This is a genomic window from Rhabdothermincola salaria, from assembly GCF_021246445.1.
Lineage (GTDB): Bacteria > Actinomycetota > Acidimicrobiia > Acidimicrobiales > Acidimicrobilacustridaceae > Rhabdothermincola_A > Rhabdothermincola_A salaria.
This window is the reverse complement of sequence record NZ_JAJQXW010000001.1, coordinates 1468628-1488361: the sequence shown is the minus strand read 5'-3', so window position 1 is coordinate 1488361 and position 19734 is coordinate 1468628. Positions and strand designations below refer to the sequence as shown.

Annotated in this window: 17 protein-coding genes; 7 read left to right on the top strand and 10 right to left on the bottom strand. The window is 73.0% G+C overall.

The window, feature by feature from the left end; genetic code table 11:
* The first annotated feature begins 1 nt into the window (after position 1).
* The gene (locus LUW87_RS06945) at positions 2-3481 is read left to right on the top strand and encodes an error-prone DNA polymerase (protein ID WP_232670395.1); all 3480 of its coding nucleotides are present in this window, start codon (positions 2-4) and stop codon (positions 3479-3481) included.
* Between the two features lie 95 nt (positions 3482-3576).
* On the top strand, positions 3577-4113 hold the full coding sequence (locus tag LUW87_RS06940; RefSeq protein WP_232670394.1) for a DoxX family protein: 537 nt from the start codon (positions 3577-3579) through the stop codon (positions 4111-4113).
* Positions 4114-4522: 409 nt separating this feature from the next.
* Here the strand turns inward: LUW87_RS06940 and LUW87_RS06935 are convergent, their stop codons facing one another.
* The 4 genes from LUW87_RS06935 to LUW87_RS06920 all read right to left on the bottom strand — a co-directional run bounded on the left by LUW87_RS06935 (position 4523) and on the right by LUW87_RS06920 (position 8089).
* On the bottom strand, positions 4523-5566 hold the full coding sequence (locus LUW87_RS06935; RefSeq protein ID WP_232670393.1) for an NAD(P)-dependent alcohol dehydrogenase: 1044 nt from the start codon (positions 5564-5566) through the stop codon (positions 4523-4525).
* A gap of 61 nt (positions 5567-5627) precedes the next feature.
* Positions 5628-5918, bottom strand: coding sequence for a hypothetical protein (locus LUW87_RS06930; RefSeq protein WP_232670392.1), 291 nt, complete (start codon positions 5916-5918; stop codon positions 5628-5630).
* 83 nt (positions 5919-6001) lie between these two features.
* The gene (locus LUW87_RS06925; RefSeq protein ID WP_232670391.1) at positions 6002-7402 is read right to left on the bottom strand and encodes a serine/threonine-protein kinase; all 1401 of its coding nucleotides are present in this window, start codon (positions 7400-7402) and stop codon (positions 6002-6004) included.
* 42 nt (positions 7403-7444) lie between these two features.
* Positions 7445-8089, bottom strand: coding sequence for a YbhB/YbcL family Raf kinase inhibitor-like protein (locus LUW87_RS06920; RefSeq protein ID WP_232670390.1), 645 nt, complete (start codon positions 8087-8089; stop codon positions 7445-7447).
* A 62-nt stretch (positions 8090-8151) separates the two neighbouring features.
* Here LUW87_RS06920 and mca point away from each other — a divergent pair, with 62 nt between their 5' ends.
* Entirely contained in the window at positions 8152-9003 is an 852-nt protein-coding gene (gene mca, locus LUW87_RS06915) for a mycothiol conjugate amidase Mca (RefSeq protein WP_232670389.1), read from the top strand.
* 65 nt (positions 9004-9068) lie between these two features.
* Positions 9069-10025: a hypothetical protein gene (locus tag LUW87_RS06910; protein WP_232670387.1), complete on the top strand. Its 957-nt coding sequence runs from the start codon at positions 9069-9071 to the stop codon at positions 10023-10025.
* A 9-nt stretch (positions 10026-10034) separates the two neighbouring features.
* Here the strand turns inward: LUW87_RS06910 and LUW87_RS06905 are convergent, their stop codons facing one another.
* Positions 10035-10547 (bottom strand): hypothetical protein, encoded by a 513-nt coding sequence (locus LUW87_RS06905; RefSeq protein ID WP_232670386.1) that lies wholly within the window; start codon positions 10545-10547, stop codon positions 10035-10037.
* Between the two features lie 77 nt (positions 10548-10624).
* On the opposite strand from LUW87_RS06905, the gene LUW87_RS06900 reads away from it, so the two are divergent.
* Positions 10625-12862 (top strand): molybdopterin-dependent oxidoreductase, encoded by a 2238-nt coding sequence (locus LUW87_RS06900; protein ID WP_232670385.1) that lies wholly within the window; start codon positions 10625-10627, stop codon positions 12860-12862.
* 20 nt (positions 12863-12882) lie between these two features.
* Here LUW87_RS06900 and LUW87_RS06895 read toward each other — a convergent pair whose 3' ends face one another.
* The 4 genes from LUW87_RS06895 to LUW87_RS06880 all read right to left on the bottom strand — a co-directional run bounded on the left by LUW87_RS06895 (position 12883) and on the right by LUW87_RS06880 (position 15874).
* Positions 12883-13719 (bottom strand): polysaccharide deacetylase family protein, encoded by an 837-nt coding sequence (locus LUW87_RS06895; RefSeq protein ID WP_232670384.1) that lies wholly within the window; start codon positions 13717-13719, stop codon positions 12883-12885.
* The gene (locus LUW87_RS06890) at positions 13716-14258 is read right to left on the bottom strand and encodes a thermonuclease family protein (RefSeq protein ID WP_232670383.1); all 543 of its coding nucleotides are present in this window, start codon (positions 14256-14258) and stop codon (positions 13716-13718) included. Before LUW87_RS06890 ends, LUW87_RS06895 begins: the two co-directional genes overlap by 4 nt.
* A gap of 145 nt (positions 14259-14403) precedes the next feature.
* On the bottom strand, positions 14404-15585 hold the full coding sequence (locus tag LUW87_RS06885; RefSeq protein WP_232670382.1) for a steroid 3-ketoacyl-CoA thiolase: 1182 nt from the start codon (positions 15583-15585) through the stop codon (positions 14404-14406).
* A gap of 58 nt (positions 15586-15643) precedes the next feature.
* Positions 15644-15874, bottom strand: a complete 231-nt coding sequence (locus LUW87_RS06880) for a hypothetical protein (protein WP_232670381.1) — start codon at positions 15872-15874, stop codon at positions 15644-15646.
* A 156-nt stretch (positions 15875-16030) separates the two neighbouring features.
* Here LUW87_RS06880 and LUW87_RS06875 point away from each other — a divergent pair, with 156 nt between their 5' ends.
* The gene (locus LUW87_RS06875; protein ID WP_232670380.1) at positions 16031-16813 is read left to right on the top strand and encodes an acyl-CoA thioesterase; all 783 of its coding nucleotides are present in this window, start codon (positions 16031-16033) and stop codon (positions 16811-16813) included.
* A complete protein-coding gene (locus LUW87_RS06870) occupies positions 16810-17778 on the top strand; it encodes an LLM class F420-dependent oxidoreductase (RefSeq protein ID WP_232670379.1) in 969 nt (322 codons plus the stop codon). The genes LUW87_RS06875 and LUW87_RS06870 overlap by 4 nt, the downstream gene beginning before the upstream one ends.
* Before the next feature lie 46 nt (positions 17779-17824).
* Here LUW87_RS06870 and LUW87_RS06865 read toward each other — a convergent pair whose 3' ends face one another.
* Entirely contained in the window at positions 17825-19699 is a 1875-nt protein-coding gene (locus LUW87_RS06865; protein WP_232670378.1) for a DUF4914 family protein, read from the bottom strand.
* Positions 19700-19734: the final 35 nt, after the last annotated feature.

Here is a 19734-nt window from a genome sequence, read left to right as displayed (position 1 = left end):
CATGGGGTGGAGGAACCCGCCGGTGCCTTGGAGCGAGCTGGAGCGGCGCCTCGGCGACGCGCCTGCGCCCGCGGGAGGTCGGGGACGGCCCTTCTTCCCCGGTGACGGGGGCGACAGCCCGGCCTGGTCTCGGAAGCGCCCCACCTACGAACCACCCGCCGCCCCGGGTCGATCGCGGGGATCGGTGCCCTATGCCGAGCTGCACGCCCACACCCACTTCAGCTTCCTCGACGGGGCCTGCTCGCCCGAGGCCATGGCCGAGGAAGCGGCTCGCCTCGGCCTCGAGGCCCTGGCCGTCACCGACCACGACGGCTTCTACGGGGTGGTACGAGCGGCCGAGGCGGCCCGGGCCTTGGGGCTGCCCACCATCTTCGGCAGCGAGCTCACCCTCGGGCGCCGGGGGGTGCCGGTGGGCGAGCCCGACCCCGGGGCCGGCACCGACGAACGCCACCTGGTGGTGCTGGCCCGCGACCCCCGGGGCTACGCCCTGCTGGCCCGGGCCATCAGCGAAGCCCAACTCCGGGGCGAGAAGGGGGGTCCCCGTCTCACCCCGGCCGACCTCTGCGGCATCGGCGGCACCGGGGCGCCGTTCGCCGACCAGGGCCACTGGCTGGTGCTCACCGGGTGTCGCAAGGGAGCGGTGCCCGCCGCCCTCGAGACCGAGGGCCCGGCCGGTGCCGCCCGCCGCCTCGGTGAGTTGGTCGACACCTTCGGGCGCGACCACGTGGCCGTCGAGCTGTGGGACCACGGCCACCCCCTCGACTCGGCGCGCAACGACGCTCTCGCCGCTCTCGCCGTGCGCGCCGGCCTCGACCCGGTGGCCACCACCAACGCCCACTACGCCGCCCCCGCCCAACGGCCGCTGGCCACCGCCATCGCCGCGGTGCGGGCTGGCCGCAGCCTCGACGAACTCGACGGGTGGCTGCCGGCCGCGGCCGGCGCCCACCTGCGCTCGGGGGTCGAGATGGCCCGTCGCTTCGCCCGCTTCCCCGGGGTGGTCGAACGGGCGGCGGAGCTCGGCCGCGACTGTGCGTTCGACCTGCACCTGGTCGCCCCGGCGCTGCCGCCCTACCCCTGCCCCGACGGCCTCGACGAGATGGGTCTGCTGCGTCGTCTCACCGAGGCCGGGGCCGAGCACCGCTACGGGCCCCGTGGCGGTGCCGGCAGCCACCGGGCGTGGACCCAGATCGACCACGAGCTCGACGTCATCGCCCAGCTGGGGTTCCCCGGCTACTTCCTCATCGTGTGGGACATCGTCGAGTTCTGCCGCCGGCAACGCATCTACTGCCAGGGGCGGGGCTCGGCGGCCAACTCGGCGGTGTGCTTCGCCCTCGGCATCACCAAGGCCGACGCGGTGGCCCTCGGGCTGCTCTTCGAGCGCTTCCTGTCGCCCGAGCGCGACGGACCGCCCGACATCGACGTCGACATCGAGTCGGGTCGGCGCGAAGAGGTCATCCAGTACGTCTACGAGCGCTACGGGCGCCGCTACGCCGCCCAGGTCGCCAACGTCATCACCTACCGGGGCCGCTCGGCGGTGCGCGACATGGCCAAGGCCCTGGGCTACGCCCCCGGCCAGCAGGACGCCTGGGCCAAGCAGGTCGACCGCTGGAGCGGTGTCGCCAAGAGCGCCGAGGTGCCCGACCACGGCATCCCCGAGGCCGTGCTCGAGCTGGCCGCCCAGGTCGAGCACGCCCCCCGCCACCTCGGCATCCACTCCGGGGGCATGGTGCTGTGCGACCGACCCGTCATCGAGGTGTGCCCGGTCGAGTGGGCCCGCCACGAAGGTCGCACGGTGCTGCAGTGGGACAAGGACGACTGCGCGGCGGCCGGCCTGGTGAAGTTCGACCTGCTCGGCCTGGGCATGCTCACCGCCCTGCACCGCGGCGCCGACTTCGTGGCCGGCGCCCACGGCCTCGAGGTCGACCTGGCCACCATCCCCCAGGACGACGCCGTCTACGACATGTTGTGCGCGGCCGACTCCATCGGGGTGTTCCAGGTGGAGAGCCGGGCCCAGATGGCCACCCTGCCCCGGCTCAAGCCCCGCACCTTCTACGACCTGGTGGTGGAGGTGGCCCTCATCCGCCCCGGCCCCATCCAGGGCGGGTCGGTGCACCCCTACATCCGGCGGCGCAATGGCACCGAGCCGGTCACCTACCTGCACCCGCTGCTCGAGGGGTCCCTCGCCAAGACCCTCGGCGTCCCGCTGTTCCAGGAGCAGCTCATGCAGATGGCCATTGACGTGGCCGGGTTCAGCGCGGGCGAGGCCGACCAGCTCCGCCAGGCCATGGGCTCCAAGCGCAGCCGCGAGCGCATGGAGCGCCTGCGGGCCCGCCTCTACGACGGCATGGCCGAACGGGGCATCACCGGCGAGGTGGCCGATCGCATCTACGACAAGCTCGCCGCCTTCGCCAACTTCGGGTTCCCCGAGAGCCACTCGGTGTCGTTCGCCTACCTGGTCTACGCCAGCTCGTACCTCAAGCGGTACTTCCCGGCGGCGTTCTGCGCCGGGCTCCTCGACGCCCAACCCATGGGCTTCTACGCCCCCCACACCCTGGTGGCCGACGCCCGCCGCCACGGGGTGGAGGTGCGCACCCCCGACCTCAACGCGTCGCGGGCCGGCGCCTCGCTCGAGTGGGTGGACGGCGAGGCCGCCCCGTGCCGCCCGCAGGGCCCGCCCGACGACGACCGCCCCGATCCTCACCCCCCGGCCGACGACGACCCCGCCCTGTTGCCCCGGGGCGGTCGCGACGTGCCCCAACCGGCGGTGCGCCTCGGGTTGTCGTCGGTGCGCACGGTGGGCGGCGACCTGGCCGACACCATCGTGGCCGAGCGCGACGCCCACGGCCCGTACACCTCCATGGAGGACCTGGCCCGCCGGGTGGCGCTGTCTCGCGACACCCTCGAGGCGCTGGCCACCGCCGGGGTGTTCGCCCGCCTCGACGACGGCACGGGTCGGCCCCTCGACCGCCGCCGGGCCCTGTGGGCGGCCGGCGCGGTGGCCCAGGGCGGGGCCGATCGCCTGGCCGGGGTGGTCACCGGAGTGGAGGCCCCACCGCTGCCCGGCATGAGCGACCGTGAGGTCGCCACCGCCGACCTGTGGGCCACCGGGGTGGCTCCCGACGGCCACCCCACCCGGTTCGTGCGCCACCAGCTCGCCGAGCGGGGGGTGGTCACCGCCACCGGTCTGGCCGGCGTCGAGCCCGGCAGCCGGGTGCTGGTGGGCGGGGTGGTCACCCACCGCCAGCGGCCTGCCACCGCCGGGGGTACCACGTTCCTCAACCTGGAGGACGAGACCGGGCTGATCAACGTCGTGGTCTCCCAGGGTTGCTGGGCCCGCTACCGCCGGGTGGCCCGCACCGCCCCCGCCATGTTGGTGCGGGGCCGCCTCGAACGGGCCGAAGGGGTCACCAACGTGGTGGCCGACAAGCTCGAACCCCTTCCGCTCACCGCCGCGGTGCCGTCCTCCCGGGACTTCCGTTGATGTCGTTGCCGCCCTGCGACGCCGGTCGCATCGACGGGCCGTGCGATGGCCCTAGTGTTGGACGCTGTTCGTGACCCGAGGGGGAGTTCCAACCCGTGCACCACATCGTCGCCACCATCCACGACGTGGACGGCCTGAACCTGGGCCTGTTCATCCTGCGGATCGCCGTGGGCGTGATCATGATCGCCCACGGGTACAACCACATCTTCCGGGGCGGAAAGATCGAGGGCACCGCCGGCTGGTTCGCCTCCCTCGGCATGCGCCCCGGCATCCTGCACGCCTGGTTGGCCAGCGCCACCGAGCTCGGCGCGGGTGCCCTGCTCATCCTCGGGTTCTTCAACCCGCTGGCCGCGGCTGGGGTGGTGGGCACCATGGCGGTTGCCCTCATCACCAACCACCTCAAGAACGGCTTCTTCATCTTCCGGCCCGGTGAGGGCTGGGAGTACGTCGGCCTGCTGGTCTGCACCGGCCTGGCGCTCGGCGCCATGGGAGCCGGCGAGTGGTCCGTCGACAACGCCCTCGACTGGGACTGGACCACCGGCATCACCGGCTTCGTGATCACCGCCGTCGTCGGCCTGGGTGGCGCCGCCGCGCTGCTCGCCGTCTTCTGGCGCCCCCAGAAGAAAGACTGAGCGGCAACACTCAGCTCGGCTCGGCAAGCCTCACCTCGCCGCCTTCGGCGAGACGCGTGGGCTGACTGAGCCTCGGTCGCTGGCGCTCCTTCGGCTGTCACCCCAGGGTGGTGGTCTGCAGGACCGCTGCTGTGTCTTGTTCGGGAGTCGGCTGCGACGATCGGTCAGGCGGCGGATGGGAGCGCCAGCGACCCCGCCGCACCGCGTCCCGACGAGCTCGCGAGGAGGGCGCCATGGTCACGGCAAGCCTCCCTTCGCCGCCTTCGGCGAAACGCGTGGGCTGACTGAGCCTTCGTCGCTGGCGCTCCTTCGGCTGTCACCCGCACCCGTGGACGTTCGAGTGGGCGATGGGAGCGCCAGCGACCCGCCCACACCGCGTCCCGACGAGCTTGCGAGGAGGGCGCCGTAGCTAGGGCACGATGACGGCGCGGCCCTGGAGGGTGCCACCGACCATCTGGCGGTAGACGTCGGCCGCCTGGTCGAGGGGGTACTGGGCCGCGTGCACCTCGAAGCCGCCGTGGCGCGCGAGCGTGAGCAGCTCCTGGAGCTCGGTGATGCTGCCCCAGTAGGTGCTCTGCACCGAGGCCTCGTAGGGGAAGCCGAAGAAGTTGAACGGCAGGGTGCCGCCCCCGACGCCCACGACCGTGAGGCGACCGAGCGGGGCCACCACGGCGGCGGCCAGGGCGAGGCTGTCGTCGTAGCCGGCGATGTCGAGCACGAGCTCGGCGCCGCGGCCGCCCATGTGCCCTCGCACCTCGGCCGCGGCCTCGGGTCCGGCCACCACGGTGTGGTCGGCACCCAGGTCGGCGACCAGGGCCAACGCCGACTCGCGCTGGTCGACCACGATCACCCGGGCGGGCGAGAGCGCCTTGAGGAACTGCACCGCGAGGTGGCCGAGGCCGCCGGCCCCGATGACCACGGCGGTCGAGCCGGGGACGAGGACCGGGAGCGACGCCTTGATGGCGTGGTACGGGGTGAGCCCGGCATCGGTGAGCGGAGCGGCGTCGGCCGGGGCCGTGTCCTCGAGGGGCACGAGGTAGCGAGCAGACGGGACGAGGAGGTACTCGGCCATGCCGCCGTCGACGCTGAGCCCGGGACCGCTGGCGCTGATGTTGAGGCAGTAGTTCTCCATGCCCTTGCGGCAGTTGAGGCACTGCCCGCAGCCCCACGCCCCGTAGACGGCGACCGGGGCGCCGACCTCGAGGCCGGGCACTGCGACGTGGCCGGGTCCGAAGGCCTCGATCCAGCCGGCGTTCTCGTGGCCGAGCGTCATGGGCACCTCACGCGGGCCGGCGGCGGAGAACTCCATGAGGCTGACGTCGCTGTGGCAGGCCCCGGCCCCGCCGATGCGCACGAGGACCTCACCCGGGCCGGGATCGGGCTGGGCCACGTCGTTGAGCGCCGTGGTCTGGTCGACGTCGGCGGAACCGCCGACGAGCTGGAACGCCTTCATCTTCGAAACCCCCTGATGGGCGAGGCCCGGTGCCTCGGCCGTGATCGGTTTCTAGCGCAGATCAGCGCAGCGCCTGGGCGAGCAGGCCGATGGACTCGGCGATGGCGACGTAGGCCTCGTTGTCGGGGAGGCCGGAGGCGCGATCGTTCACCTGCTCGGCGAGGAGGCGCAGCTGGGTGGCGACCGCCTCGGCCTCGGAGCGGGTGACGTCGTGGCGGTCGGAGCGCAGCCCGGGTCCGATCTGTTCGGCCTGCAGGGCCACAGCGGCGGCGCCCTCACCGGGATCGAGACGGTCGGCGAGCACGGCGCGGGCGGTCTCGGTGACGAACCGGACGCGCTCGGCAGGGTGCATGCGACCAGCCTGTCATCCCGCCTCGGACCACGCCGGAGGAACGAAGGGCTCGGACCCTGGGCGCAGGTGGGACCCTCGCGCGGTCAGGCGCCGTCGTCGAGCTCGGTCGGCTCGGTGGTGGTGGTGGGTTCCGGCTCGGTGGTGGTGGTCGTGGGCTCGCTGGTGGTTGTCGTGGACTCGGTCGTGGTGGTGGTGGGCTCGGGTTCGGTGGTGGTGGTGGGCTCGGGTTCGCTCGTCGTGGTGGTGGTGGGCTCGGGTTCGGTGGTCGTGGTGGTGGGCTCGGGTTCGGTGGTCGTGGTGGTGGTGGGCTCGGGTTCGCTCGTCGTGGTGGTGGTGGGCTCGGGGGTCACGATGGGCGCGAGCGCGGTGGGATCCGGCGCGATGGTGGTGCTCGATGGAGCGATCTCGCCCGGTGTCACCGCGACGACGGGCTCGGCGGTGGGGAGGGACCCCCCGACGCCCTCCCCGCTGGCCGGTTCCGTCTCCTCGCCGCCCTGCAGGCTCACGATCCCCAGCGTCGTCAGGGCCAAGGCCAGGGCGGCCACCACTGCCGCGACCCGCGATCGTCGCGACCGGTGTTCGACGGCCGCGGCGAGGCCGATCGGCGCGACCCACTCGGTGGCCGGTGCCATCGCCGTCGACTCGTCGGAGCGATCGTCGGCCCCGGCGGCCTCGTCGGCCATGGCGGTGAGCAGCCCGGCCAGGGCCGAGGCGTCGGGTCGCGACGCGGGATCGCGTCGGGTCATGGCCGACAGCAGCCAACGCCACCGCGAGCCGAGCTCGTCGGGGATGCGGGGGGAGCGGACCAGCCGGGCGGCCATCGTCTCGGTCGTGGTGCCCTCGAAGGCGGGTTCTCCCGTCGTGGCCTCGAGCAGCACCAGACCGAGTGAGTACACGTCCGAGGCGGCGGTGGTGCTGTGGCCCTCGACCTGTTCGGGGCTCAGATAGGCCGGCGTGCCGACCACGGTGCCCGTTCGGGTCAGTCCGGCCGCCAGGCTGGATGCCGCGATGCCGAAGTCGATGAGCTGGGCCCGGCCTGTCTCGGCTTCGATGAGCACGTTGGCGGGCTTGAGATCGCGGTGCACGACGCCGTGGGCGTGGGCGCACTCGAGCGCGCGAGCGACGTCCGCCCCGAGCTGGGCCACCTCGCGGACCGGGAGAGGGCCATCGCGGCTGGCGCGGGCCTGGAGCGACTCGCCTCGGATCAGCTCGGTGACGATGTAGGCCCGGCCGTCGTGCTCGCCGACGTCGTAGACGTCCACGATGTTCGGGTGGCGCAACCGGGCCAGGGCCAGCGCCTCGGCGCGCAGGCGGGGGGTGTGGTCGGGATCGGTGGTGGCCACGACCTTCACCGCCACCGCCCGCCCCAGGCGCTCGTCGTGCGCTTCGATGACCTGCCCCATCCCCCCGGTGGCCAGGTGGGCAGTGGGCCGGTAGCGGCCGCCCAGCCGTGTCGTAGGGGAGAAGGGGAGCGGGGGTGTCATACCCTCGCGTCCCTACCCGTTGTGACGATGGTGATGCGGTCGTCAGCGTTGGTAGGTGCCGGTCATCACCGACAAGGCCACCGACCCAGCGCTGACGATCTCCTCGGTCTGTGCCGACGGTGTGTCGGCCGTGATGCCGGACGGCTCGGCGAAGGCGTAGACGGTGAAGTCGTAGAGGTTGCTCTGGCCGACGGGCGGGCAGAGCGGCTCGTACGCGGCGACCCCGAGCCCGTTGCGGGCGACCACGGCGCCGGGGGGTACTGCCCCCTCGCCGATGGACCCCTCGCGGGGATCGAGGCCGGCGACGACCCAGTGGAACGAGCCGGCATCGTCGGGGGCGCTGACCACGACGACGAGCTCGACCACGCTGTCGTCGGCGCCGGCCACGGTGAGCGGCGGTGAGACGCCGTCGCCGTCGCAGGTGAAGGTGGCGGGGATGGCGCCACCCGGCTCCCAGGCCGGCGACGTGATCGACAAGCCGATGGGGGCCGCCGTGGTGGGGACTGCGGCGGTGGTGGACGTGGGGCGGGGCGGGGCGGTGGCGCCCGGAGCGGGATCGCGCAGGGTGCGGCCGCTCGTTCCGCATGCACTCAGCACCACGACCAGCGACCCGGTGACGAGCATGGCGGCCACGGCGCGACGCCACCTCGGCCGGGCGGTGGGGGCGGGGAGGGGAGGAACGCTCACGGGCACCGACACTACGACGGGCCGGCCCGCGAGCCGAGCCGCCCCGGATAGCGTCATCGGCCATGGCTCCGCGCTGTCTCCTCTCGATCCACGCCCACCCCGACGACGAGGCCTCCAAGGGTGCCAGCACCGTCGCCAAGTACAAGGCCGATGGGGTCCATACCGTCCTGGTCACCTGCACCGGCGGCGAGGAGGGCTCCATCCTCAACCCGGCCATGGACACGCCCGAGGTCCGTGAGCGCCTCCACGAGGTGCGTCGTGACGAGCTCGACCTGGCCGCTCGCATCATCGGCTACGACGAGGTCGTGCTGCTGGGCTATCGCGACTCGGGGATGCCCGACACCGAGGCCAACACCCATCCCGACGCGTTCGCGGCCGCCGACTTCGACGAGGCGGTGGCCCGCCTGGTGGAGGTCATCCGGCGCACCCGGGCGCAGGTCATCCTCACCTACAGCGACGACCAGTCCGGCTACCCGCACCCGGACCACCTGCGCGTCCACGACATCTCGCTGCCAGCCTTCGATCTCGCCGGCGATCCCGACTACCGCCCGGACCTGGGTGAGCCGTTCACCCCGGTGAAGCTCTACTACTCGGTCTGGAGCCACCAGCGCTTCGTGGCCATGCACGAGAAGTTCCTCGAGCTGGGGTTGGAGTCGCCGTACTCCGAGGACTGGTTCAAGCGCCCCAACCAGGACGACCGCATCACCACCTCGGTCCCGATCGACGACTACCAGGACGTTCGGCTCGAGGCCCTGCTGGCCCACGCCACCCAGGTCGACCCCACGTCGCCGTTCTGGTTCGGGCTGCCCCGCGAAGAGGCCCGCACGATCCACCCGTACGAGGAGTACATCCTCGCCGCCAGCCGGGTGCCGACCGAGCTGCCCGAGAGCGACCTCTTCGCCGGGATCGACTGAGGCCGGCCGCCGATGTTCGCTCGGCGGTCAGGGGGCCCGCCGGTGTCGTGCGCTCCAGGGCGCCGATGACCGCCCGTCGCTCTCCTCCTCGCACCGCACTCGGGGTGGTGCTGCTGATCGTGGCCGGGATGTCCGCCGCCCTGGCGGTGGCGACCTTGTGGTTGCGGGCCGAGGTCCTCGACCCCGACGCCTGGACCGACACCACCGCCGCCGTGTTGGCCGACCCCGTGGTGCGGGCCGACGTGGCCCGCACCCTGGCCGAGCAGCTGGTCGAGGCCGTGGGCCTGGAGGACCGGGTCGGTGCGCTGCTGCCCTTCCCCCTCGGTGGTCTGGCCGACTCCCTGGGCGACGGCGCCACCGACCTGGTGGCGGAGGGTGCCGAGGCCCTGGTGGCCACCGACGCCTTCGCCGACCTCTGGGAGCAGGCCAACCGCACCGCGTGGACGGAGGTGCTGCGAGCCCTACGAGGCGACGGTCGGGCCACTGCGGTGGTCGACGGCTCCCTCACGCTCGAGCTGGGACCGTCGCTCGACCTGCTGCGCAGGGCGCTGGTCGACCAGGGGGTCCCGGGCATCGACGGGCTCGACCTCGGCGGCATCGACGCCCGCGTCGTGCTGGTGCCGGCACCCGAGCTCGAGCGGCTGGAGGCCATGATCCGGGTCCTCGACGTCGCCGCCGTGGCTCTCCCGGCGATCGCGCTGGCCGCGGCTGTCGTCGGTGCCGTGGTGCTGCGTCGCCTCGGGCTGGGCCTGGTCTCGGTCGGGGCCGGGGTGGTGCTGGGTGCCCTGGCCGGGGTCGTGGCGGTGCGAGCCGCTCGGATCGCGGCGACCGAGATCCTCTCGGGGGGCATCCTCGGCGACGAGGCCGCCGAGCGGACCGTGGAGCTCGTCGGCGGGTCGGCCGGTGGGGTGCTCCTCGCCACTGGCGTGGCGGGAGCGGCCGCAGTGGGCGTCGGCGTGGCGCTGCTCCTCGCGGCGATGGCCCGCCGCCGTTCGGTGCCCGGGAGCGCGCCGGTCGGGTGACCGCCGACGTCAGCTGGCGGGCGTCAGCTCGATCGCCAGCGAGCGGTCGAGGTCGTCGAGGGGGGAGAGCTCGAGCGTGCCCGGGTCGGTGAGCACGACGGTGACCTCGTCGCCTGCCCGTTGGATGCCGCTGTCGACGAGCGGCGAGGGGGTGGCGACCTCCGGGTCGTCGAGATCCGGTGGTTCCTCGCCCGGCGGGGTCAGGTACCCCACTACCCGCTGCTCACCGGGCCCTGCGAAGCGCAGCTCCATCACCGATCCGGTCGGCAGACGGGCCGGATCGGCGGACACGGCGGGATCGTCGGCGCGGCGCGGACCCACCGAGGCGGTCAGTGCATCGCCGTCGACGGTGACGATCAGGTGGGGGGTGAAGTCGACATCGGGGATGCCCGGCTGGCCGGTCTGGTCCTCCCGGCAGCCGGCCAGCACGACCACGGCCAGCGCCAGGGCGGCCGACGTGCCGGCCCTCCGCCACGAGCGGCGGCGTCGACCGACGGGCGGGGGAGGGGCGCTCGAACGCACGGCGGCGAGTCTCGCGCGTGCCGGCGGCGGCCCTCGGGACCGCGCCCGCCCTCGGACGGCGGTTACCGTCGGTCGCCATGGCGACCCACCACCGCACCTGTCCGCTGTGCGAGGCCATGTGCGGCCTTGAGATCGAGACCGAGGGCGACCAGGTGGTGCGCATACGCGGCGACCGCGACGATGTGTGGAGCAAGGGCTTCCTCTGTCCCAAGGGAGCCTCGCTGGGCCAGCTCCACCACGATCCCGACCGGATCCGTGAGCCCATGGTCCGAGAGGGTGACACCTGGCGCGAGGTGACCTGGGAGGAGGCGTTCGCCCGCTGCGAGGAGCTGTTGCAGCCGGTGGTGGCCGAGCACGGACGCGATGCCGTCACCGCCTACCTGGGCAACCCCAACGTGCACAGCTACTCGCTCAGCCGCTACTCGGGTGCGGTGCCCGGTATCGGCGGCCTGAAGGTCATCTGGTCGGCGGGAACGGTCGACCAGTGGCCCAAGAACCTGGCGTGCGCCCAGCTCTACGGCGGGGCGTGGAGCATCCCCATCCCCGACGTGGCCAACACCGACCTGTTCGTGGTGATGGGCGCCAACCCCCAGGCGTCGAACGGCTCGATCCTGGCCTACCCCGACCTCGTCGGTGAGCTCGACCGCATCCGCGACCGGGGTGGGCGCACGATCGTCGTCGATCCGCGGCGCACCGGCACGGCCGAGCGGGCCGACGAGTGGCTGCCCATCCGGCCCGGCACCGACGCCGCGCTGCTGCTCGCCGTCGTGCAGGTGCTCGACGCCGAGGACCTCATCCGGCTGGGTGCGGTCGAGGGTCGGGTGCAGGGGATCGACGAGGTCCTCGATGCGGCCCGTGGGTTCACCCCCGAGGCGGTGGCGGACTGGTGCGGCATCGACGCCGACCGCATCCGGGGGCTCGCCCGCGAGCTGGCGACCACGCCGCGCGCAGTCGTGTACGGCCGCATCGGGTTGTGCAACCAGGAGTTCGGCACGCTGGCGTCGTGGCTGGTCGAGGTGGTGAACATCCTCACCGGCCACCTCGACCAGGAGGGCGGGTCGCGCTTCTCCCGGCCCGCCATCGCCACGATGTCGTCCACCGCCCGCCGGCGAGGGCCGGTGCGCACCGGACGCTGGCGCACGCGGGTGCGGGGCGCCCCGGAGGTGCTCGGTCAGGCCCCGCTGTCGTGCCTGGCCGAGGAGATCGACACGCCGGGCGAGGGCCAGGTCAAGGCCCTGATCACCATCGCCGGCAACCCGGTGCTCTCGGCTCCCGACGCCGGACGTCTGGATGCCGCCTTGCCCCTCCTCGACGCCATGATCAGCGTCGACACCTACCTCAACGAGACCACCCGCCACGCCCACGTGATCCTCCCCGGTCTCTCGTTCCTCGAGCAGCCCCACTGCGACGAGGCCATCTGGGGGTTCGCGTTGCGAGCCGTGGCCCGCTGGTCGCCGCCGGTGTTCGACCCCGGCGACCGGCCCCACGAGTGGGAGATCATGTTGCGTCTCGGAGCCATCCTGGCCGGCGTGCCGGCGGCCGACGTCGACGTCGAGGCGTTCGATCGCGAGTGGTACCTGGCCCGCGCCGCCCGCCACGGCGTCGACGGCGCCGAGGTCGAGAGCGTCGAGCGCCGGGGGCCCGACCGCATCGTCGACCTGACCCTGCGCTCGAGCCCGTTCGGCGATCAGTACGGCGCCAACCCGGACGGGCTCACCCTCGACCGGGTGGCCGCGCACCCCCACGGGATCGACCTGGGACCGTCGAACGCCCCCGTCGGCGACGTCTTGCGCACCACGTCGGGCGACGTCGAGCTGGCCCACGCCGACATCCTCGGCGACCTCGACCGCCTGCGGGCCCGGATGGCCGAGCCCCGTCCCCCGCTGGTGCTCATCGGCCGGCGCCACGTGCGCTCCAACAACTCCTGGATGCACAACCTGCCCGCCCTCATGCGCGGTCGCGATCGCTCCACCCTGGTGATCCACCCCGACGACGCCGCCGAGCACGGCGTGGACGACGGCGCCCTGGTGGAGGTGCGCACCGCCCGAGCGGCGGTGATCGCGGTGGCCGAGATCTCCGACGAGCTGGTCCGAGGGGTGGTGAGCCTGCCCCACGGCTTCGGCCACCACAGCCCCGGAGCCCGACTCGGGGTGGCCGCCGAACGACCGGGGCCGAACACCAACGTGCTGATCCCCCCGACCGCGCTCGACGAGCCGTCGGGCAACGCCGCGGTGAACGGCGTGCCCGTCTCGGTGACGCCAGCGCCGGCGGCGACGGCGACCGCGTCGGCGCCAGGGACGAAGGCCGAGATCTGACGGGCCGACCCGCCTCGCCGTCAGACGGCGGTGCGTTGGAGCTCGCGCAGCTCGCGGTAGCCGATGAGGACGGCCCCGGAGCGGGCGATCATGGCCCGCAGCCCCGAGTCGTGGCACATGAGGTGGTGATCGTCGACCCGGGCGGCCCAATCCGACGACATGGCCCGCAGCTCGGGCGTGTCGGCCGCCGGGTGCACGTACATCTCGGTGACGCCGTTCGGCAGGTCGAACAGCGCCTTCTCGATGGATCGGCGGCTCCCGACGCCGTTGACGTACACGAAGTGGTCGGGGAACACGACCCCCTCCTCGGCGGCGAGGCGGCGGAAGGGGAACCCGATGGCCCGTTCGGTGGTGGCCCCCGAGAGCCGGAGCGGCAGGCCGAAGTCGACCGCCATCTCGAGGTACACGTCGAAGAACTCGGGGCGCAGCTGCAAGGCGCCCAGATGGGAGTCGAGGTGGCTCACGTCGAACCCCCACAGGATGGCCCGCTCGATCTGGGCCCGGCACTCCCGACGCACCTCTTGGAGGTCGGCGTGGTCCCAGAGGTCGACGAGGGTGCGGGGGAACCCGCCGTCGCCGTCGAGCAGCGACGGAGCCCGGGTGGCCGGGCCCCAGCGGTACACGTCCCACTCGGCGTTGAGGGTGAGGTGCACCCCGACGTCTTCGCCCATGTACTGCTCGGCGGCGTGGCGGGCCCACGGGCACGGCACCATCAACGAGGCGCTGGTGGCCAGTCCGGCCCGCAGGGACTCGTAGACGCCGGCGTTGGCGGCCTGGGCCAGACCGAGGTCGTCGCAGTTGAGGATGAGCAACTTGGCGTCGGCGGGGTGCCCGAGGCGCTCGGCGAGGGTCGTCACGGCCCTGACGGTACCGCCCCGGGGCACGCCGACCACAGGCCTCGTCCCTCCCGCCGGGCTTCGGCCGCGGCGGACAAGAAGGCGTCGGTGTGGGCGACGTTGGGCGCGATGGTGAGCACCTCGGCCAGGCCTTCGCGCACGAGGGCGAGGTTGACGAACAGTCCGTCGTCGGCGCGCACCACGTAGGCCAGCAGCCGTCCGTAGTGGTCGCGCTCCTCGGTGTCGCGCTCGAGCACCACCGCCGTGCCCGGGGCCAGCAGGTCGTGGGTGCGCGCCGACGCCTCGGGGCCGAAGCACTCGACGGGCCTGGTGGGGTGCACGGTCTCGGGAGTGTCGATGCCGAGGAGGCGCACGTCGTCGGTGCGCCCGTCGATGCTCACTCGGATGGTGTCGCCGTCGACGACCCCGACCACGAACGTGCCTCGAGCCGGGTCGACCTGGCGCCACGACCCGAGACCGGTGATGGCGACGAAGACGAGACCGCCCCCGAGCACCACCCCGGCCGCGAGCAGGAGTCCCCAGGCGCGACCTCTGACCATGCGGACGGGCTCACGCGGACCGGAGGTCCGGCGGCGGGTTCGACGAGAGGGGGCCACGGGCGGGTCCTCGGTGGGAGCACGGCGGTGGCCGCCTGCAGCGGCGATGGGGTCCGACGGGCCCGGTGGGGCCCGTTCGACGAGGGCGCTACTGGACGCGTTCGAGCAGGGTGCCGGTGCCCAACCCGCCGCCGCAGCACATGGTGACGAGCCCATAGCGACCACCGGTGCGGGCCAGCTCGTGGACCGCCTTGGTGGTGAGGACGGCTCCGGTGCCGCCGAGCGGATGGCCCAGCGCGATGGCGCCGCCGTTGGGGTTCACGCCCTCGAGGTCGGCGCCGATCTCCTTGGCCCAGGCCAGCACGACCGAGGCGAACGCCTCGTTGACCTCGACGACGTCGATGTCGCCGATGGAGAGCCCCGTGCGCTCGAGCAGGTGGCGGGTGGCGTCGATGGGCCCGGTGAGCATGAGGACGGGGTCGACCCCGACGAGGCAGGTGTCGACGATCCGGGCCAGGGGCGTGAGCCCGAGGGCCTGGGCCTTCTCGGCGGTCATCATCAACAGCGCGGCGGCGCCGTCGGAGATCTGCGAGGACGAGCCGGCGGTGTGCACGCCGTCTTCGCGGGCGACGGGCTTGAGGTTGCCCAGGCCCTCGAGGGTGGTGTCGCGCAGGCCCTCGTCGCGCGCCACGAGGTGGGTCGTGCCGGTGGGCTTGCCCTCGTCGTCGAGGTCCGGGGCGTGGACGGGCACGATCTGGGTGGCGAAGCGGTCCTCGGCCCAGGCCTGGGCGCCGAGCTCCTGCGAGCGCAGGGCGAAGGCGTCGGTGTCGTCGCGGGTGATGCCCCACTTCTCGGCGATGCGCTCGGCTCCCTCGAACTGCGAGGTGTACTCGTAGTGCTCGAAGTAGCTCTTGGGCACCGGGACGCCGAACCCGAGCTTCTTCGACGAGTTGGACCCGATGGGCACCTGGCTCATGGACTCGACACCGCAGGCCACGGCCACGTCGACCACGCCGGCCCCGATGAGGGCGGCCGCCATGTCGGTGGCCTGCTGGCTGGAACCGCACTGGGTGTCGACGGTGGTGGCGGCCGTCTCCAGCGGCAGACCGGCGGCCAGCCAGGCCGTGCGGGTGACGTTGAACGACTGCATGCCTACCTGGCTGACGCAGCCGCCGACGACCTGGCCGACCTCGGCCGGATCGACCCCGGTGCGCTCGAAGAGCGCGGTGAGCGGCACGCCGAGCAGCTCCGCCGAGTGCATGGTGGACAGACCGCCGTTGCGACGCCCGACCGGCGTCCGCACGGCATCGACGATGACGACCTCGCGCATGGGGCGAGCCTACCGGTGGCGGGGGCGGGGGCCGCTCGGATGGGCCCGGCAGGCCACCTCAGGCCGCCACGGTGTGGGTGTGGTCGGCGTCGGCCTGGTCGGCCACGGAGGGACCGGCCGGGGCCGGGTCGCCCAGCGGGCGGTGACGGGCCTGGCGGAGCGCCTCTCGGGCCCGGGCGATGCCCGAACGGCCCACGGCCTTGGTGGTGGCGTCGATGCGCCACGCGGCGGGTGCCTCGGGGGAGTCGGCCGAGCGGGCCTCGGCCAGCAGTCGCAGCTGTGCATCCATGCAACACAGTCTCCCCAGGGGGTGGGACAGTGCCGACGTCCCGGCGTCGGGAACGCCACCGGGTGCACCGGGGGCCGGCGCGGCACGGTCACACCAGCTCGCCGGTCGTCGCAGGGGCGCTCCGACGACGGGCCCGGCCACGTAGAGTCCATCGACGTGAACGCACGCGAATGGCTGGGGCTCGAGCCCACGCACAACCCCATGCGCTGGTACCTGCCCGTCACCCCGGGCATCTGCAGCGGCCTCGGCACGCTGTTCGGCGGCTGCGGTCTCGGCGCGGCCATCGAGGCCCTCGAGCGCACCACCGGACGTCCGGTCGTGTGGGCCTCGGCGCAGTACCTCAACTACACCCGTCCTCCCTCGGTCGTCGACCTCGACGTGCACATCGGCGCCCACGGCCGCTCCACCACCCAGGCCCGGGTGCTGGGCCAGGTGGGCGACACGGAGATCTTCACCGTCAACGCCTCCCTCGGTGCCCGCGAGTTCGCCGAGGAGGGCCAGTGGGTCACCATGCCGGACGCCCCGGCCCCCGACGACTGCCCGCCCCGCGAGTACCGCTTCGATCCCGGCAACACCATCGCCAGCCGCCTCGAGTCGCGGATGGCCGTCGACACCCCGGGCACCGGTCGCACCGCCTTCTGGAGCCGCATCACCGGCATGTCGATGAATTCGGCGGCCGCGCTCGCCGTGCTCGGCGACTTCGTGCCCATGGGCCTCGGGCAGACCCTCACCAGCGAGATCGGTTCCAACAGCCTCGACAACACGCTGCGCGTGCTGCACAGCGCCGTCACCGACTGGGTGCTCGTCGACGTGCGCATCGAGGCCGTCGCCCGTGGGTTCGGCCACGGCCACATCTACCTGTGGGCCGAGGACGGCACCCTCATGGGCACCGCCAGCCAGTCGGCCATGATCCGCATCTGGCAGGAGCGCCGGCGGTGACCACCCGCTACGGCATGACCGTCCCCCTCGGGTCGGCGCCGTTGCACGCCCAGCGCCGTCAGATCGAGGAGCTCGTCGACCTCGGCTACACCGACGTGTGGTCGGCCGAGGCCGACGGCGTCGACGGCTTCACCCCTCTGGCCCTGGCCTCGGTCTGGGCCCCCAGCCTGCGCCTCGGCACCGCCATCATCCCCGCCTTCACCCGAGGCCCGGCCACCCTCGCCCAGAGCGTGGCCGGGCTCTCGCAGGCGGCACCGGGACGGTTCGTGCTCGGCCTCGGCACGTCGTCCAACGTCATCGTCGAGGGGTGGAACGGCATCGCTTTCGAGGAGCCGTACAAGCGGATGCGCGACACGCTGCGCTTCCTGCGGGCCGCGCTGGCCGGCGAGAAGGTCACCGAGGTCTACGACACCTTCTCGGTGCGGGGCTTCCGGTTGCGCAGCCTGCCCGAGGGCGAGGTGCCGATCCTGGTGGCCGCGCTCCGCGAGGGCATGTTGAACCTCGCCGGCCGCGAGGCCGACGGGGCCATCGTCAACTGGCTCTCGGCCGACGACGTCGCCCGGGTGGCGCCCATCGTGCGGGCCCACGGGGCCGACAAGGAGATCGTCGCCCGCATCTTCGTGGCCCCCTCCGAGGACACCGATGCGGTGCGTGGCGCGGCCCGCTTCGCCATCGCCGCCTACGTCAACGTGCCCGTCTACAAGGCCTTCCACCAGTGGCTGGGTCGGGGCGACCGCCTCGGAGCGTGCTGGGCGGCGTGGGAGGCCGGCGATCGGGAGGCGGCGTTGGCCGCCATCCCGGACTCGGTCGTCGACGAGCTCGTGGTGCACGGCTCGCCCGAGGCCTGTCGGGCCCACATCCAGCGCTACGTCGACAACGGCGTCACCACCCCGGCACTGGCCGTGCTGCCCCTCGCCGCGGACATCGACCTGGGTCGGGCCGTCGCCGATCTGGCGCCCCGGTAGGGGCGCCAGGGGCGGTCCGCCGAGTGGCGGACGGTGAGGGGTCGCGTCAGATGGTGGGGATCAGGGCGTCGAAGTCCTCCACCGAGCCGCCATCGAGCACGCCCTCGATGATCTGGCGGCCGAGCGGATCCAGCTCGTCGACCCGGAACTTCGCCAGCTCGCGCTTCGCGAAGTCCTCGAGCTGGGCGGCACCGACGTCGTAGAGCTCGGCGTGCAGCTCCCGCTGCAGCTCGACGTGGAACATCCACCGCGGGATCTGCTGGCCCTCCACGGTGATGCCCATCGGGGCGCGTCCGAGCAGCGGCAGCCGGGCGGGCACCAACTTGCCCGGCTCGAAGCGGGCCGACCCCCGGCGGGCGAAGTACTCGCGTCCCAGCCACTGGGGCATGAAGCCGACCCGCCAGCACCCGATGTGCTGGTTCGGGAACAGCACGTAGTCGACGGCGGTGGTCGCCTGGATCTGGCGCAGGAGGAGGTTGGCCTGGTCGACGCGCCGTCCGGTGGCGAAGGGCCAGTACGAGCCGACCCCCTCGCTCGACATGCCCTCGCCGCCGATGATGCTCGGGTTGTCGTGGCCGCGAGGAGCGATGAGCCGCCACACCCACGCCAGCGCCGGCGGCAGGGAGTGGAACAGCCCGATGATGCCGTAGGTGGGCTTCTCGGGGGTGCAGGGAGGGGTGCGGATCCCGAAGCTGCGGATGTCGACCTTCACCGTGCCGTCCACCACCCCCGGCACGATGTGGCGGGGCAGCACGACTCGCGGGTTCGGCGTGGGGACCCCCGGCGCGTCCTCGGTGTGGTCCCAGATGAGAGCCCGGCTGCCGACGACGGCATCGATGTTGAGGAACAACAGGGGCTCGGGCGGATCGGCGGTGAGGCGCTCGAGGCTGGGATCGGTGCCGTAGTGGGTGATGTGGTTGACCCGCACGAACCAGGCGTCCTCGGCGTCACGCAGGTGCAACTTGGCGTCGTCGGTCTGCAGCGAGGGATGGCACATGGCCATGTCGTCGGTGACGGGGCGCAGCTCGCAGGTCTGGGTGGGCAGCACGATCGTGCGGACGTCGTCGCGCAGCACGTTGGCGCCCAGCACGAGGGTGCCGTCGGTGCGGCGGTGGGGGTACTCGAGCATCTCGCTCTTGCCCGATCCGCTGGCGCCTTCGTGCATGAAGGTGACGGTGTTGTCGTACGGCGTGACGACCTGCACCGTCGAGCAGTGCGCCACCACCCACCCCTCCTGCTCGCCCACGTTGATGAGCACGCCGTACACGCCCTTCTTGGCCGAGGGCCCGGGGTAGAGGTTGTAGGCGAACAGCTCGTGCAACCGGGCCTCGGTCCGGCGGTTGTGGACGACGACCTGGCGGCCGTCGAAGTGGGTGTGGCGAAACGGCGGGACGACGTAGATCACGGCCCGGGTCTCGAAGCCCTCGGGAAGGGCGTCGACGTCGATGATCCCCTGCAGCAGTGCCAAGCCGAGTGCGAAGAAGCCGGCGTTGGCCGGGGCGACGACCGCTGCGCCCACGCCCGTCTCGCGGTCGCCCGCCACGAACGGGAAGACCACCAGCTCCTGGGAGGCCAGCCAGGCGAAGCTCTCCTGGCGGACCGGTTCGAACTCGTGGTCGAACCGGTCGCGGTAGCGGGTCTTGTCGGTGGGGAGCTCGTCGGCGACCACCAGGGCATCCGGGTCACGGCGGCGCATGTAGGGCTCGGTGTAGTTGGCGCTCACGCCGTTGCGGACGCCGACGGCCACGGCCTCCACCACCCGTCCGTGTCCCGGCACCTCGTAGGCCACCTCGAGGGTGCCGTCGCCCACGGCGGCGGCCCGGAGCTCGTCGGCGGTGCGGGCCACCGTCACCCGGGGGGCGGCCTCGAGCACCTCGACGGCCTCTGGAGGGAGACCCAGCTTCGTCCATGCATCGTCCATGTTCGACAAGTACTACCCAGGGATCGCCGAATGAT